The sequence below is a fragment of the Streptomyces sp. NPDC101219 genome (assembly GCF_044767675.1).
Lineage (GTDB): Bacteria > Actinomycetota > Actinomycetes > Streptomycetales > Streptomycetaceae > Streptomyces.
Genome location: NZ_JBIWOK010000012.1, coordinates 204,978 through 220,808 on the forward strand (window position 1 = coordinate 204,978; position 15,831 = coordinate 220,808).

The 15,831-nt window shown below is 73.1% G+C and carries 11 protein-coding genes; 3 read left to right on the forward strand and 8 right to left on the reverse strand.

Translation table 11 applies throughout. From position 1 onward, the window contains the following. The first annotated feature begins 97 nt into the window (after window positions 1-97). A complete protein-coding gene (locus tag ACIRPP_RS23945; protein ID WP_403646358.1) occupies window positions 98-511 on the forward strand; it encodes a Fur family transcriptional regulator in 414 nt (137 codons plus the stop codon). Between the two features lie 90 nt (window positions 512-601). After that, entirely contained in the window at window positions 602-1,198 is a 597-nt protein-coding gene (locus ACIRPP_RS23950) for an acyltransferase (RefSeq protein ID WP_403646360.1), read from the forward strand. A gap of 77 nt (window positions 1,199-1,275) precedes the next feature. Here ACIRPP_RS23950 and ACIRPP_RS23955 read toward each other — a convergent pair whose 3' ends face one another. The 8 genes from ACIRPP_RS23955 to ACIRPP_RS23990 all read right to left on the reverse strand — a co-directional run bounded on the left by ACIRPP_RS23955 (window position 1,276) and on the right by ACIRPP_RS23990 (window position 14,878). Beyond that, complete coding sequence (locus ACIRPP_RS23955; RefSeq protein ID WP_403646362.1) at window positions 1,276-2,559, reverse strand: nucleotide sugar dehydrogenase; 1,284 nt, start codon at window positions 2,557-2,559, stop codon at window positions 1,276-1,278. Window positions 2,560-2,568: 9 nt separating this feature from the next. Next, window positions 2,569-4,197 (reverse strand): glycosyltransferase family 2 protein, encoded by a 1,629-nt coding sequence (locus tag ACIRPP_RS23960; protein ID WP_403646365.1) that lies wholly within the window; start codon window positions 4,195-4,197, stop codon window positions 2,569-2,571. Then, on the reverse strand, window positions 4,194-5,780 hold the full coding sequence (locus tag ACIRPP_RS23965; protein WP_403646368.1) for a glycosyltransferase family 4 protein: 1,587 nt from the start codon (window positions 5,778-5,780) through the stop codon (window positions 4,194-4,196). The genes ACIRPP_RS23960 and ACIRPP_RS23965 overlap by 4 nt, the downstream gene beginning before the upstream one ends. Further along, on the reverse strand, window positions 5,770-6,795 hold the full coding sequence (locus ACIRPP_RS23970; RefSeq protein ID WP_403646370.1) for a Gfo/Idh/MocA family protein: 1,026 nt from the start codon (window positions 6,793-6,795) through the stop codon (window positions 5,770-5,772). Before ACIRPP_RS23970 ends, ACIRPP_RS23965 begins: the two co-directional genes overlap by 11 nt. Next, the gene (locus ACIRPP_RS23975; RefSeq protein ID WP_403646373.1) at window positions 6,792-7,907 is read right to left on the reverse strand and encodes a DegT/DnrJ/EryC1/StrS family aminotransferase; all 1,116 of its coding nucleotides are present in this window, start codon (window positions 7,905-7,907) and stop codon (window positions 6,792-6,794) included. Before ACIRPP_RS23975 ends, ACIRPP_RS23970 begins: the two co-directional genes overlap by 4 nt. 503 nt (window positions 7,908-8,410) lie before the next feature. Next, window positions 8,411-12,670, reverse strand: coding sequence for an Rne/Rng family ribonuclease (locus ACIRPP_RS23980; RefSeq protein WP_403646375.1), 4,260 nt, complete (start codon window positions 12,668-12,670; stop codon window positions 8,411-8,413). A gap of 261 nt (window positions 12,671-12,931) precedes the next feature. Next, window positions 12,932-13,708 (reverse strand): TIGR03936 family radical SAM-associated protein, encoded by a 777-nt coding sequence (locus tag ACIRPP_RS23985; RefSeq protein ID WP_403646378.1) that lies wholly within the window; start codon window positions 13,706-13,708, stop codon window positions 12,932-12,934. Window positions 13,709-13,864: 156 nt separating this feature from the next. Further along, the gene (locus tag ACIRPP_RS23990) at window positions 13,865-14,878 is read right to left on the reverse strand and encodes a hypothetical protein (RefSeq protein ID WP_403646395.1); all 1,014 of its coding nucleotides are present in this window, start codon (window positions 14,876-14,878) and stop codon (window positions 13,865-13,867) included. 208 nt (window positions 14,879-15,086) lie between these two features. On the opposite strand from ACIRPP_RS23990, the gene ACIRPP_RS23995 reads away from it, so the two are divergent. Then, window positions 15,087-15,677 (forward strand): hypothetical protein, encoded by a 591-nt coding sequence (locus ACIRPP_RS23995; RefSeq protein WP_403646380.1) that lies wholly within the window; start codon window positions 15,087-15,089, stop codon window positions 15,675-15,677. The last annotated feature ends 154 nt before the right edge of the window (window positions 15,678-15,831 follow it).

The window sequence follows — 15,831 nt, forward strand, 5'->3', positions numbered from 1 at the left end:
AGGTTCCCACCCTATGTTGGACTCAGTCTAAGTCAAGGCGCCATTCAGAACCATATCCACTCTTGAGCTGGCTTTGATCGCGGATTAGGGTGTGGCCATGACCGATCTCCTGCAGAGGCTCCGCGACCGCGGCTGGCGCCTGACGGCGCAGCGCCGCGTCGTGGCCGAGGTCCTCGCCGGGGAACACGTCCACCTGACCGCCGACGAGGTGCACGCCCGCGCCTCGCAGCGGCTGCCCGAGATCTCCCGGGCGACGGTCTACAACACCCTGGGCGAACTGGTCTCGCTGGGCGAACTCGTCGAGGTGTCCACCGACCAGCGCGCCATCCGCTACGACCCGAACGCCCACCGGGCCCACCAGCACCTGCTCTGCGGCGGCTGCGGCACCATCCGTGACGTGCACCCGACGGGCGACCCCCTCACCGACCTCCCCGAGACGGAGCGCTTCGGCTACACGGTCTCCGACGTCGAACTGACGTACCACGGCCTCTGTCCGGACTGCGCCCGCTGACGCCGGCCGCCCGCGCCCCCGGCCGCCGCGGCGCCGGGCGCCGCGCCCCCTTATGCTCACCGGGCGAGTGAGACAGCGGAAGGCGGAGAAGTGAACTACAGGGTCCAGCCCAGCGCGCAGGTCGACGACAGCGCGGAGATCGGAACGGGCAGCAGTGTGTGGGACCTCGCGCAGATCCGGGAGGACGCGCACCTCGGCGAGGGCTGCGTGATCGGCCGCGGCGCCTACGTGGGCTCCGGCGTGCGCATGGGCGACAACTGCAAGCTGCAGAACTACGCCCTCGTCTACGAACCGGCGGAGCTGGGTGACGGTGTCTTCATCGGCCCCGCCGTGGTCCTCACCAACGACCACAACCCGCGTTCCGTGGACCCCGAGGGCAAGCAGAAGCGGGGCGGCGACTGGGAGGCCGTCGGCGTGAAGATCGCCGACGGGGCCTCGGTCGGCGCCCGCTCGGTGTGCGTCGCGCCGGTGCGCATCGGCCGCTGGGCGATGGTCGCCGCCGGCGCCGTGGTCACCCGGGACGTGCCCGACTTCGCCCTGGTGGTCGGCGTCCCGGCCCGTCAGGTGGGCTGGGTGGGCCGCGCCGGGGTGCGGCTGACCGAGCGGGAGCCCGGCGTGTGGGAGTGCCCCGAGACCGGCGGCCTGTACGACGAGAAGGACGGCACGCTCACCGAGCGCGCCGCCTGACCCGCCCCGGACACCGACGAGGCCCCGCCCCCGGGATGGAGGGGGCGGGGCCTCGTCGTCGTCCTGGAAGGGCGGGGTCAGCCGCCGATGACCACCCGGCGGACGCCCTTCCATGCCTCCGGGTCGGTGGTGCGCCGGCCGTCGACCAGCACCGTGACGTCGGGCAGGTCGGCCGGGGTCAGTGTGCGGTACTCGGCGTGGTCGGCCTGCAGGATCGCCGCGGTGACCTGCTGACCGGCGTGCGGGGTCAGACCCAGGGCCGAGAGCTCCTCGGCGGTGTACATCGGGTCGGAGACGTACGGGACCGCGCCGCGGGCCTTGAGGGCCTCCACGGTCGGGAAGACACCGGAGAACGCGGTCTCCTTCACTCCCCCGCGGTAGGCCGCGCCCAGCACGAGCACCTCCGCACCGCTCAGGTCGCCGTAGGCGGCGGCCAGCAGGTCCACGGCGTACTCGGGCATCGCGGCGTTCGCCTCACGGGCGGAGCGCACGACGGTCGCGGCCGGGTCGTTCCACAGGTACATCCGCGGGTAGATCGGGATGCAGTGGCCGCCGACCGCGATGCCCGGCTGGTGGATGTGGCTGTAGGGCTGCGAGTTGCAGGCCTCGATGACCTTCTTGACGTCGATGCCGTTGCTGTCGGCGAACCGCGCGAACTGGTTGGCCAGGCCGATGTTGACGTCCCGGTATGTGGTCTCGGCCAGCTTGGCCAGCTCGGACGCCTCGGCCGTGCCCAGGTCCCAGACGCCGTTCGGGCGGGGCAGGTCGTCACGGGCGTCGAAGTCGAGGACCGCCTCGTAGAAGGCGACACCGCGGGCGGCGGACGCCTCGTCGATGCCGCCGACCAGCTTGGGGTAGCGGCGCAGGTCCGCGAAGACCCGGCCGGTGAGGACCCGCTCCGGCGAGAACACCAGGTGGAAGTCCTCACCTGCCGTCAGTCCGGAGCCCTCGGCCAGCATCGGCGCCCAGCGGGTGCGGGTGGTGCCGACCGGCAGCGTGGTCTCGTAGGAGACCAGGGTGCCCGGCTTGAGGCCCTGCGCGATCGCCTTCGTCGCGGCGTCCATCCAGCCGAAGTCCGGCACGCCCTCCGCGTCGACGAACAGCGGCACGACCACGACGACCGCCTCGGACTCGGCGACCGCCGAGGCGGTGTCCGTGGTGGCGCTCAGCAGACCGGCGTCGACCGCCGTCTTCAGCTTGCGGTCCAGGTCGTGCTCGCCCGGGAAGGGCTCGACACCGGCGTTGACCAGCTCGACGACCTTCTCGTTGACGTCCGCGCCGATGACCCGGTGCCCCTTGGCGGCGAACTGCACGGCCAGCGGAAGCCCGATCTTGCCGAGCGCTACTACACAGATGTTCATGATCGGTGGTTACTTCCTCTTCACGGCACGGGCGACGGCGGACCTCACCCGGGAGGCCAGGGACTTCTTCGGCGGGAACATCCGGGCGGTGGAGACCACCACACGGCCCTTGTCGTTGACGACGGCGGCGGCACGGTAGGGAACGGCGTAACCACCCCAGCGACGTGACAGCGGCATGGGTCTGCCCTTGCCGCGCACAGGTATTTCGTACGTCGAGCCGGCCACGTCCAGGTAGACCCGGACGCCCAGCTTGACGTCGCGCCGCTCCAGCGGGACGCGGGCGTGCAGCACGGTGGCGGCGCCGTCCCCGGCGGGCTCGGTGCGCATCTCGCCCACCGGCGCGTCGAGCACCTGGTCGCCGGGCAGCCGCCGCGCCCCGGGCTTGTCCGCCGACTTGGGCATGGCACCGCGGACCAGCCGCAGCGCGGCACCGTCCACATCACCGAGGACGGGCACCCGCACCGACGCGGTGTAGGCGAGGGACTCGCCCTCCTGCTCCCAGGCGGAGGCGAGCAGCTCGGTGCCCTGGGCGAGACGGCCGGGGACGGCCTCCCCGACCAGTTCGAAGCACCGGTCGGCCAGCCCGAACCGGGGGTCGCGGAACCCCGGGTAGCGGGCGAAGGCGCGGTCGCCGTCCAGGACGAAGGGCGGGGCGCCGTCGCGCTTCTCGGAGGTGATCGCCTCGCACAGTTCCTCGACCGCCCCGGCCCGGGCCAGGCAGATCCGCACCCTGCGCTTGACGTCCATCGCGTCGCGGATGCCGTCCGTGAAGTAGGCGTCCGCGAGCCGGGCGATGCCCGCGCAGATCTCCCGCCTCAGCTCGGGGTCCAGGGCCGGGAAGTCGTCCTGGACCAGCTTGGCCAGCTCCCAGGTGAAGTGCCGGCGCAGGACGGCGTCGCGCTCCGGTCCCGGCTCGATCAGCCCGGCGGTGAACTCCATGATCTCCGCCGTGCACCGCAGCCGGGCCAGGTGGTCGGCGCGGTAGGTGATGTTGCTGGCGTCGCCCCGCTTGACCGCGTAGTAGCAGGTGTAGTCGGCCAGCACCGATATCCTCCGGGCGCGCACGCACGCCTCGATGGTGAACGGCTGGTCGCTGCCCACCGGCAGGTGCTCGGGGAAGCGCAGCTTGTGCTGTTCGACCAGTTCGCGGCGGAACAGCTTGGTGTTGGCGAGGGTGAACGGCAGGGCGGAGCCGGCCAGGGAGACGTCCGGGTCGTTCTTCTTGTAGAGCGCCTGGTGCACGTAGCGGCCGTTGGTGCCGACCATCTTGCCGACGACGACGTCCGAGCCGTGCTCGTCGGCGTAGGCGACCATGCGTTCCAGGGCTTCCTCGCCCAGGTAGTCGTCCGAGCCGATGAAGTAGACGTACCGGCCGGTGGCGATGTCCAGGGCCCGGTTGCTGGGCGCCGCCGGGCCGCCGGAGTTCTCCTGGTGGAGCACCTTGACGGTGCCCGGGTACCGCTCCGCGAAGCGGTCGAGCTCGGCGCCGCTGTCGTCGGTGGAGCCGTCGTCGACGGCGACGATCTCCAGCCTCTCCCGGCCGATGCTCTGCCCCACCAGGGAGTTCAGGCACTCGGTGAGGTACGGCATCGTGTTGTAGACCGCGACGACCACGCTGACGTCGGGTACCCCGCTCATGCCCCTGTCCCCGCCTCTCTTCGGCCGGCCCCGGACCGGGCGCCGGAGCCCGACAGCAACTGCGAGTAGACCTCGTCCAGCCGCTCCGCCTGGGCCTCCCAGGTCCAGGTGTCGAGCAGTCCCGGCGCGTCGTACGCGGCCCGGTACCGCTCGGCGTCGCCCAGCACCGACTTCAGCGCGCGGGCGTAGTCCTCCAGGTCCTCGGCCCGGAACACCTCGCCCTGACCGGTCTTCTGGACCATCGCGCCCATCGTCTTCACGTCACTGACGACCAGCGGCAGCCGGGCGTGGGAGTACTCGAAGAACTTGGTGATCAGAGCGATCTCGTGGTTCGGCCAGTGGTGGATCGGGATGACACCGACGTCGGCCGTGGAGAGGAAGCGCGCCACCTGGTAGTGCGGCACGTAGGGCAGGATGTGCAGCCGCTCGGACACCCCGAGCTCCTCCGCCCGGGCCCGCAGCGTCTTCATGTAGTCGGACTCGGTGTTGAGCACGACGAAGGCGGTGTGCACCTCCGGCACCCGCGGCAGCGACTCGACCATGATGTCGAGGCCGCGCTGCGGGGCGGCGGAGCCGCTGTAGACGGCGAGCGGCACGCCGTCCCCGATGCCGCACAGCTCCCGCAGGTCGGGCACCGGCTCGGCGGCCTGCTCGGGGGAGATCTCCCCGTCGGGCGCGTTGAGCACGACGGCGGGGCGCTCGGCCAGGCCGTGCCGCTCCTGCAGCATGCCGGCGAGGGTGTCGGACACCGTCACCACCGCGTCGGCGAAGCGCGCGTACTCGCTCTCGTGCGCGCACTGCGCGACGTGCCAGCGCGGGTGCGGGCTCCACGGCTTGATGCCGGGCAGGAACTCGTGGGCGTCCCAGACCAGCTTGACGTCACGGCCGCGGGCGCGGGCGCGCAGCGCGGCGCGCGCGCCGACGCCGAGCATGCGGAAGTCGTTGGCGTGGATCAGGTCGGGCTTCAGCTCGTCGATGACCTTGCCGTAGGCCAGCTCGAAGTCCCACAGGTGCGGGTCGAGGCGGCGCCAGGCGCGGACTCCCATGGTCCTGCGCCAGAAGGCGGTGGTGAAGCGGTCCAGCGCCGAGTCCATGTCCTTGCGGCGCTTCTCCAGCTGCTGGGTCTTGCGGTGCCGCAGGTTCACCCAGGACTGCAGCAGCCGGGAGAACAGGCGGGGCGGCATCAGCCGCAGCCGGCCGAGGGCCGAGCCCTCGCGCTGGGCGATGATCAGCCGGATGTTGAGGTCGGCCCGCCACGCCTTGACCTTCTGCTTGCGGTACGCCGCAAGCGGTCCGGGACGGTAGGCGAGCGGCGAGCGCAGCAGCGCCCTGCGGTACTCGTGGCGCCGCCGGAACAGCGGCCCGGGCACGCTCAGCAGCCGGACCCGGGCGTCACCCAGGGTCCAGGTCCGGTCCTGTTCCCTCTTGCTCCTGGCCCGGCCCAGCAGGACGACGTCCCAGCCCGCCTCGGCGGCCGAACGGGCCTCCTTCTGCACGCGTGAGTCGCCGTTGACCCCGTTGTCGACGAGCATCACGATCCGGCCTTTGCCGGATCGTGCCGTCGTACGGTTCTCAGCTGCCATGGGTCGTCAGGTCCTCCGACTTGAGCGAGATGCTGCGGTTGCCCGCCGCGGATTCGAGTACCGCCGCCGCGACCTCCACCGTCCGCAGGCCCTGGCGCAGGGTGCAGATGTCGGCGGGCTCGCCGAGGACCGCGTCCCGGAAGAGCTCGTGCTCCACGAGGAGCGGCTCACGCTTGGGGATGGCGTACCGGATCATGTCGCCCTCGGAGACGCCGCGGAAGGCCTGCAGGGCCTCCCATTCGGTGGCCACGGCGGAGTTGGAGTGGAAGGTGAGGTCGGCCGTGAGGGTGTCGGCGATGAAGCAGCCGCGCTCGCCGGTGACCGAGGTGAAGCGCTCCTTGAGCGGGCTCAGCCAGTTGACGAGGTGGTTGACCATGGTGCCGTCCTCGAGGCGGCCCACGGCGGAGACCATGTCCTCGTGCTTCCGGCCGCTCTTGGACACGGTGTGCGCCGTGATGGAGGCGTACTCCTGGCCCGTGACCCAGCCGGTCAGGTCGATGTCGTGGGTGGCGAGGTCCTTGACCACGCCGACGTCCGCGATGCGGTGCGGGAAGGGGCCCTGGCGGCGGGTGACGACCTGGTAGACGTCGCCGAGCTCACCGGCCTCCAGGCGGGCGCGCAGCGAGAGCAGCGCCGGGTTGCACCGCTCGATGTGGCCGACGCCGGCGACCAGGCCGCGCGACTCGAAGGCGTCGACGAGGCGGCGGGCCCCGGCGACGGTGTCGGCGAGCGGCTTCTCGACCAGGGCGCAGACCCCGGCGTCGGCGAGCTGCAGGCCGACCTCTTCGTGCAGGCCGGTGGGGCAGGCCACCACCGCGTAGTCGATGCCCAGGTCGAGGAGTTCCTCGACGGTGTTCAGGACGGGAGTGCCCTGCGCGGCGCCGTGCTTGTCGCCCATGGGGTCGACGACGGCCACGAAGTCGACGCCCTCCAGGCCGGACAGGATGCGGGCGTGGTGACGCCCCATGGAGCCGAGGCCGACGAGTCCGGCCCGCAGGCGTCTTCCGGTGCTCACAGCTGCTCCTCCAGCGCGTTCACGGCGGCCACGACGCGCTCCAGGTCCTGCTGCGACAGACCCGGGTGGACGGGCAGCGAGACGACTTCGGCGGCGGCGCTCTCGGTCCGGGGCAGGTCCCAGGTGCGGCCCGCCTTCTGGTCCGGCTCCCAGTACGGCTTCAGCCGGTGGATGGGCGTCGGGTAGTACACGGCGTTGCCGATGCCGGCCTCGGTGAGGCGGGCCATGGCGGCGTCCCGGTCGCCGCGGATCCGCACGGTGTACTGGTGGTACACGTGCCGGGCGCCCTCGGCGACGGTCGGCGTGACGACGTTCGCCGCGGTGATGTGCTCGGTGAGGTACGCGGCGTTGGCGATGCGCCGCTCGGTCCAGCCGGCCAGCTTGGCGCGCTGCACCCGGCCGATGGCGGCGGAGACGTCGGTCATGCGGACGTTGGCGCCGACGATCTCGTTGGCGTAGCGCTGTTCCATGCCCTGGTTGCGCAGCAGGCGCAGGGTGCGGGCCAGCTCCGGGTCCCCGGTGCTGACCATGCCGCCCTCGAGGCTGTGCATGTTCTTGGTCGGGTAGAAGCTGAAGGTGCCGGCGTTGCCGAAGGCGCCGACGGGGGTGCCGTGCAGGGCGGCCGCGTGGGCCTGGCAGGCGTCCTCGACGACGGCCAGGCCGTGCCGGTTCGCCAGGTCCATGATCCGGTCCATGGCGGCCGGGTGCCCGTAGAGGTGGACCGGCATGATCGCGGCGGTACGCGGGGTGAGGGCCGCCTCGACGGCCTCCGGGTCCAGGCAGAAGCTGCCGTCCTCGATGTCGGCGAAGACGACGTCGGCTCCGACGAGCCGTACCGCGTTCGCGGAGGCCGCGAAGGAGAACGACGGCACGATGACCTCGTCGCCCGGGCCGATGCCCAGCGCGAGCAGGGCCAGGTGGAGGGCGGACGTGCCGGAGTTGACCGCCACGCAGTGCCGGCCGGCCACGAGCTCGCCGAACTCCTCCTCGAAGGCGGCCACCTCGGGTCCCTGCACCACGCGGCCGCTGCGCAGGACGCGTACCGCGGCCTCGATCTCCTCCTCGTCGATGACGGGCCTGGCGGCCGGTATCAACTCATGGGCGTCGGTCATCGACGTTCCCCTCCTCGTACGGCGACCTCGACGGCGCACCACGATGTGGACCGGGAAGGGACGGTCCCGTACGCGGGGCGTCCGTGTCCGTGTCATTTGAAGTAGTCACCGGCTGCTGTCGGCGGCGAACGGTTTCCGCAGGACTCGCCCCCCAGGGAGCCCCGGCGGAAGACGGCTGTCACCCGCGTGGAAGAAGGTTCGGTCGCAGTAGTCGGCTGCGGGGCCACGGCATGGGCAAGATCAGCGGCCGGGACCGCAATTACGTTACCAGCACATGTGTTGGATATTTTCTCGGTGTTGCCACAGAGAAATCTCCGCCCGGTCAAGGATCGGTCACACCCATACGGAGAGTGAGCTCACCTGCATCATAAGTGAAGAGGGCCGGTCACGCCGCACGACGAAGCGCAGGACACCGGCGTTTCGGTGTCCTGCGCTTCGTCGTGCCGGGCCCGGAGGCCGGTCCGCCCGCCGGAGGCCGGTCCGCCCGCCGGGGGGCGGACCGGTCAGTCCTCCGTGGTGGCGGAGACCGAGGAGGACGGCTGCTGAGCGGCGGCCGCGGTCTTCGCGGCCGTCTTCTTGGCCGTGGTCTTCTTGGCCGCCGTCTTCTTCGTCGTGGTCGCCTTCTTCGCCGGGGCCTTCTTGGCGGTCGTGGTGGTCTTCGCCGCCGCCTTCGTGGCCGTCGTCTTCTTGGCGGCCGTGGTCTTCTTCGCGGCCGTCTTCTTGGTGGCGGCCTTCTTCGCCGTGGCCTTCTTGGCCGCCGCGCGGGCGGTCTTCTTGGCCGGAGCCGCCTCCTCGGCGGTGCCGTCGGAGGCCGCGTCGGGGGTGGTCTCCCCCGCCGCTTCCCCGGCGGCCGGCTCGGGCTCCGCCTGCGGGGCCGGCTCGTCCGCCGAGGCCGACGGGACGACCACGACGGCCGTCTCCTCGGACGCGGTGGAGGTGGTCGGCTTGCGCACGGCGCGGCGGCGCGGACGGGCCGGGGCGGCGGCCTCGGCCGGCGCCTCCTCCGTCCTCTCCGCCTTCTCCGCCTTCTCCGTCTCCTCGGCCTGCGGCTCGGGCGTCGCGGGGGCGGCCGTCGGGGCCGCTTCCGCGACCGTCACCACGGCGGCCTCGGTACCCGCCGGGGACCCGGCCGGCGCGGACACCTTGCGGGTGGCCCGGCGCCGGGTACGGCCCTTCGGCGCGGTCTCCCCGGCGGCCGGGGCCTGCTGCTCCTCGGCCTGCTCATCGGCGGGCGCCTCGACGACCGGGTCCTCGGCGGCGGCCGGTGCGGCGTGCGCCTCGGCTGCCGGCTCCGGCTGCACCGGGCGCTCGGCCGCCTGCTCCGCCGTCACGTCCTGAGCCGTCGGCACCTCGGCGTCCGCCGGCTCGGGGGCTGGCTCGCGCCGGGTCTCCTCGTGCTTCGGCGCTCCCGCCGGGGCCGAGGCCCGCCGGCTCGCCCGGCGGCGGCTCCGGCCGCGAGTCGCCGCGGCCTCCGCCTCGGCGGCGCTGCTGTACAGCTCCTCGTCGGGCTCGAAGCCGGGCGCGGGCAGCGCGACCGGCGCGGCGGCCTCCGCCGCCACCTCGGCCTCGGACTCGCTCTCCGCCTCCTGCTCCGCGTCCGGCACGGTCGCGACGGCGGCCGTCTCGTGCTCGTGGGTGTGGTCGGCACCGGCGCGCGCCTTCTTGCGGCGCTTGCCGCCGCCCCCGGTGGAGGACGGCTGGTCCAGGTGCACGATGACACCGCGCCCGTTGCAGTGGACGCAGGTCTCCGAGAACGACTCCAGCAGGCCCTGGCCGACCCGCTTGCGGGTCATCTGGACCAGGCCCAGCGACGTCACCTCGGCCACCTGGTGCTTCGTCCGGTCCCGGCCCAGGCACTCCAGCAGGCGCCGCAGCACCAGGTCCCGGTTGGACTCCAGCACCATGTCGATGAAGTCGATGACGATGATGCCGCCGAGGTCGCGCAGCCGCAGCTGGCGGACGATCTCCTCGGCCGCCTCCAGGTTGTTCCTGGTGACCGTCTCCTCGAGGTTGCCACCCTGACCGGTGAACTTCCCGGTGTTGACGTCGATGACGACCATCGCCTCGGTCCGGTCGATCACCAGCGAACCGCCGCTCGGCAGCCACACCTTGCGGTCCAGCGCCTTGGCGAGCTGCTCGTCGATCCGGTACGTGGCGAAGACGTCGACCTCGCTGGTCCACCGGGACAGCCGGTCGGCCAGGTCCGGCGCCACGTGCGACACGTAGCCGTGGATGGTCTTCCACGCCTCGTCGCCGCTGACGACGACCTTGGTGAAGTCCTCGTTGAAGATGTCCCGCACGACACGGACGGTCATGTCCGGCTCGCCGTAGAGCAGCGACGGCGAGCTGGCGCTGCTGCTCTTGGACTTCTTGCGGATCTCCTCCCACTGCCCCTGCAGCCGCTCGACGTCCCGGCGCAGTTCCTCCTCGCTCGCGCCCTCGGCGGCGGTGCGCACGATGACGCCCGCGTCCTCGGGGACGATCTTCTTGAGGATGGTCTTCAGCCGCGACCGCTCGGTGTCGGGCAGCTTGCGGCTGATCCCGGTCATCGAGCCCTCGGGGACGTACACGAGGTAGCGGCCCGGGAGGGAGACCTGGCTGGTCAGACGGGCACCCTTGTGCCCGATCGGGTCCTTGGTGACCTGTACCAGGACCGACTGGCCCGACTTCAGCGCGGACTCGATGCGGCGCGGGCCGTTGGCCATGCCCAGCGCCTCGAAGTTGACCTCACCGGCGTACAGGACGGCGTTGCGGCCCTTGCCGATGTCGATGAAGGCGGCCTCCATCGACGGCAGCACGTTCTGCACCTTGCCGAGGTAGACGTTGCCGACGTACGACGTCGACTGCTCCTTGTTGACGTAGTGCTCGACGAGCACACCGTCCTCCAGCACGCCGATCTGGGTGCGGTCGCCGTGCTGGCGGACCACCATCACCCGCTCCACGGCCTCACGGCGGGCCAGGAACTCGGCCTCCGTGATGATCGGGACACGACGGCGTCCCTGCTCGCGGCCCTCGCGGCGGCGCTGCTTCTTCGCCTCCAGCCGCGTGGAGCCCTTGATGGACTGCACCTCGTCCGACGGCTCGGCTGCCTTGCGCGGCTCGCGCACCTTGACGACGGTGCGCTCGGGATCGTCGGCGGCGGTCTCCGCCTCGCCCCCGCTGTCACCGGCCCGGCGACGGCGGCGACGGCGCCTGCGGCTGCTGCTGGAGCCGCCCGAGGAACCCGAGTCGGCGTGGTCGTCGGCCGAGTCGTCGGCGTCGTCCGCGTCCTCCTCGGCCTGTTCCGCGGTGTCCTCGGCGTCCTGCGCGGCCTGCTCGGCGGCGGCCCGGCCGGTGTCCTGGTCCGTGGAGTCGTCGCCCTCGCCGTCGTGCTCGGCGGACTCGCCGCGCCGGCGGCGTCGGCCGCCCCGGCGACGGCGGCGGCGCGAACCGGACGTCTCGTTGTCGTGCTCGTCGTGGTCGTCGCCGTCGTCGGCGTGGTCCTCGGCGGAGTCGTCGGACGCGTCGGTGTCCTTGTCGTCCGCGGAGCCGTTCCCGGTCTCCGGGGCGGCGGACGGTGCCGGCTCGGCGGTCTCGTCGGCCGCGCCGCGGCGGCGGCGACGGCGGCGGGAGGCGGTCGGCTGCTCCTCGACGGGCTCGGCGGCCTCCTGGGACTCCTCGGGCTCCTCCGTGTCGACGGCCTCGGCGGCGGCTTCGGCCGCGGCCCGCTCCGGGGTCTGGAAGCGGGGCTCGGTGAAGACCGGCGCCTGGAACACGGCCACGGCCGGGCGGGCGGGACGTGCGGGCGCACCGGGTGCGCTCTCGGCCTCGGCGGGCTCGGTCTGACGGCCGGCGGCGGGGCGGGCGGGCTCGGCGAACCCGGCGGCGGCCTTGCGGACCGCCCGCCGGCGCCGGCGCGGAGCGGCGTCCTCGGCGTTCTTGTCCTCGGCGGCCGGCGGGGTGGAGGTGCCGGTGGTGTCCTCGGTGCTCTGGGTCACGCGGGTCTTCGCCTCCTCGGCGGAGGCGGCGGGGGCTGCGTCGGGTGCGGCGGACGGGGCGCCGGCCGTGCCGGCCTCCTCCGTGCCGGTGGCCGCGGGCGCCCCGGCGGGCGCGGACGCGCGGCGCGAGGCCCGGCGCCGGGTGCGGCGCGGGGCGTCGTCCTCGGCGGCCTCGGCATCCTCGGTGACGGCCGCGGGGGCAGCGGCGGCGGTGCCGGCCTGCCCGGCCTGAGCGGCCTCACCGGCCCCGTCGGTCTCGGGGGCGGTCTCGGGGGTCTCCTCCGGGGAGGTCACCGTGCGCGTGGCGCGGCGACGGGTGCGCCGGGGAGCGGCGTCGGCGGAGCTCTGCGGGGCCTCGGCCGTCGCGGTCGCGGTCGCGGCTTCGGGCGTCTCCTCCTCCGCCTCCGGCCCGGCGGCCGTCGCCGGAACGACGGTCTCGGCGGCCTCAGCCGACTCGGGCGCACCGGCGGGCGCCTCGGCGCGGCGGACCACCCGGCGGCGACGGCGCGGAGCGGCGTCCTTCGGTGCCTTGGCTGGCGCCTCGGACGTCCCGGTGGCGGCGGCCGGGGTCTCCTCGGCCGCCACGGCCTCGGTATCCTCCTGGTCCGCCACGGGCTCGGACGGGCCGGTGGCCGCCGCGGGCGCCACGGTCTCCGCTGTGCTGTCGGACGTGCCGGCGGGCGGTCCCGCGGGGCGCGACGCGGCACGCCTGCGCCGACGCGGCGGCAGGGTGTCGCTGGGGGTGTTCTGTTCGGAGCCCTGAGTGGGCTCGGTCGGTTCGAGCATGCGGGCGTTTCTCCCGTCAGGCTCCCGGGCGCCGCACCTGGTCCGGCGATGCCGGTGACGTCCACGGCCCGCGCGATGCGCGATGGCCGCCGTCCGGGGCGCGGGCGCCGCACGGGAGCTCTCTGTGTCCTGTCTCGCCGGTTCCGTACACCGAATGCGCACGGCCTGGCGAAAGTCTTCTGGTCGGTGCGCTGCCCGACCCAGGTGGCTCCCGAGGTACGAGGGCGGCGCTACGACGTCCGTCCCTACGCGGGACCTTCCTTACACCGGCGCCGTCGCGGCGGCAGTGGCGCCGGCCGGTTGCGGCTCGGTCACTGCTGCCTCGCGGTCGGGCGCGAGCGGGTCGGTCACCGTGCCGGTCTCTTCATCGAGCAGCCCCTGCGCCAGCCTGGTCACCGCTGCGGGGACCGGCGGCGCCAGGTCGGCCACGGCGCGGAGACCGGACAGGACGTCGTCGGGTCGTACGGCAGGCGTCACGTGCCGAACAACCAGCCGCAGTATCGCACAGGGCCGGTCGCTCGGCCTATCGGCCGAGGAGGTGTGCGTTTCCACGCTTTCCAGGGCGACGACCGCGGAACGGGCGTCAAAGGTGCGCATGCCGTTCTTGGTCCGGCGCTGCACCTCCACCGTCCCGGCCGCCTCGAAGGCGTCCACCGCGCGGCGGGCGTCCTCGGGAGCGACACCGTCCAGCCGCAGCTCCCACACCGAAGCCGTGAGCCGGTCGGCCAGGCCCGGCGTGCGGGCCTCCACCGCCTCGATGATGTCGAGGCCGGCCGGCATCGAATCGTCGAGAAGGGCCCTGAGCCGCTCGGGGTCGCGCGGCTCGGTGAGCGCGATCTCCAGGAACTCCGCCTCACTGCCCGTGCCGGTGGGTGCGGCATTGGCGTACGACACCTTGGGGTGCGGGGTGAAGCCCGCGGAGTACGCCATCGGTACCTCGGCGCGGCGCAGGGCACGCTCGAAGGCCCGCTGGAAGTCACGGTGGCTGGTGAACCGGAGGCGGCCGCGCTTGGTGTAGCGCAGTCGGATGCGCTGCACCGCGGGTGCGGGCGGCGGGCCTTCGGGCTGTCGCTTGCCCAGGGGTTCTTCTCCTCGTCGGAAGGGAGGCGCGGTGGGCGCCGCCCTCTGATGCATTCGCTGTCCTGTCCAGAGTACGTCCAAGCCATCCCCCGGGTTCCCCGTCACCGGCCGGAATCACTTCCGCATGCCCTGTGTCCCGGGGACCTGGACGGGGACGGGCGGCGCCGGCCGCGTCTCCTTCGGCGCGCCCAGCAGCGCGCGGCGCATGTCGGCACGGGCCTGGCGCACGGACGCCCGGGCCGAGGCGACGACCTGCCGCGCGGCCCGCCCCGCGCTCCGCGCCGCCTCGGCGACGGGACGCAGCACGGCGTCCCGGAGAAGGTGGCCGACCGGCGTCAGCACGCTCCGGTGGACCCACCGCGCGGGCTCGACGAACGTCCACCGCAGGAGGGACGCGAGGAAACGTCCGACCGCGCGCGAGATGTGCCCGGCGACCCGCCAGGCGTGTCCGAGCGCGTCCCACACCTCACGCCCGACGACGGCACACACCCGCCCCACCGGCACCAGCACCCACCGCCACACGGCCAGCGCGGGCAGCACGAGAAGCAGCCGGGTCACCCAGTACAGCACCGCGCCGGTGCCGGCCACGAGCAGCCCCACCGCCCGGGCGACGCCCCGCCCGCACCACAGCACGGCCTGCCCGACCGGGGTGAGCACCCACGTGTACAGCCACACCGACGGCACGACGAGCAGATACCGCACCAGCCACGCCAGCCCCCGGAACACCCCCACCCCCACCGCGGCCACCACAGCACCCACCGCCCGCAGCACCCACACCACACCGTGCCCCACCGGCGTCAGCACCCACACATACAGCCACACCGACGGCACCACGACCAGGGCGTTCACCAGCCGGGCGAGCGCCGTGCCGAGCGGCACGAGCAGGTACCGCCACAACGCCACGAACGGCCACACGAACACCGCCCGCCCCAGCCACAGCAATGCCCGCCCCACCGGACGCAGCACGGTGTCGTTCACCACCCGCCCGGCGGCCACCAGCGCGTCCCACAGCATCCGCACCGGCAGCACCACCACCAGCGCCACGATCCGGACCGGCAGACGCACCGCCGCGACCAGACAGCCCTCACCCTCCGGCGCCCGGACGTCCCTCTGCTTCTCCAGATCCATACCCATGAGGACGCCTCGGGGGGCCGGCCGGATGCACACGGGAGCGGAGGTCCGTCACGCGGCCCCGGTCCCGGTGGGCAGGTGGGTCACCGCCGGTTGTGGCGGCGGTACCGAGGGCGCGGTGTCCCGGTGCCGGAGATGGCCGGCGATCCGCGCTGCGTAGAGTCGGCCCCGGTCACGTGCTGATGCGCTGGTGGAAGGGGAGGGCGTGGGAGCAACCGCGGCGGCGCGCAGTGTGCTGCGTGCGCGTGTGGGGGCGGGGCTGGTGGTGGCGGTGCTGCTGCTACCCCTCGGGAGTTGGGCACTGGCCCGGGCAGGGGTGGTCGCCGAAGCCACGACGATCCCCGTCGGCGTGCTGGCCATGATCGGTGGCTACGTGCTCCTGCCCGCCCTGAGCGAGGAGCGGTCCCCGTACCGGCACGCACGGCGGAGTCTGACGGCGCGCACCCTGACCGGCCCACGCACGGTCGACCTCGACCGGATCGCCACCGTCCGGCTGGTGACGACGTTCTCGCAGACCGGCGTCTACCGCACCGTGGTGGTGCGGGACGCCGACGGTGTGCGGCTGGGGCTGACGACGGGGCGAAGCCACGAGCATCTGCGGCGAGCCGTCGCGAACGCGGAGCGGAACGCCGGACCAGGGACCCCCGGGCCCCGGGTGAGCCGTGCGGCCATGGCGCATCTCGGCCTCACCCCGGGGCGGCGGGGACTCGTCCTCCACACCGTCCTCGCGTTCCTGTGCATGACGGTGAGCATGAGCCTGTACCTGTCGGTCGTCATCCCGCTCAGCGGGCAGTGAGCCGTCCGCTCGCGAGAACCCCCGAGCTCGTGAGCACTGCAGGCCACCAAAACGGCAGCGCTAGCCTCGCGCTTTCATGAAGCGGGCTGTCCGGCAGGCGGGCAGGAAAACAGAAAGTGCCTCTGACCAGCAAGAATGAGGATTGTCGAGGTCC

What these genes read in the sequence shown, in the direction of transcription:
- ACIRPP_RS23980 (WP_403646375.1), bottom strand. Translation starts at nt 12,670, where the DNA reads ATGCTCGAACCGACCGAGCCCACTCAGGGCTCCGAACAGAACACCCCC.
- ACIRPP_RS23960 (WP_403646365.1), bottom strand. Translation starts at nt 4,197, where the DNA reads ATGAGCGGGGTACCCGACGTCAGCGTGGTCGTCGCGGTCTACAACACG.
- ACIRPP_RS23965 (WP_403646368.1), bottom strand. Translation starts at nt 5,780, where the DNA reads ATGGCAGCTGAGAACCGTACGACGGCACGATCCGGCAAAGGCCGGATC.
- ACIRPP_RS23945 (WP_403646358.1), top strand. Translation starts at nt 98, where the DNA reads ATGACCGATCTCCTGCAGAGGCTCCGCGACCGCGGCTGGCGCCTGACG.
- ACIRPP_RS23955 (WP_403646362.1), bottom strand. Translation starts at nt 2,559, where the DNA reads ATGAACATCTGTGTAGTAGCGCTCGGCAAGATCGGGCTTCCGCTGGCC.
- ACIRPP_RS23975 (WP_403646373.1), bottom strand. Translation starts at nt 7,907, where the DNA reads ATGACCGACGCCCATGAGTTGATACCGGCCGCCAGGCCCGTCATCGAC.
- ACIRPP_RS23990 (WP_403646395.1), bottom strand. Translation starts at nt 14,878, where the DNA reads ATGGATCTGGAGAAGCAGAGGGACGTCCGGGCGCCGGAGGGTGAGGGC.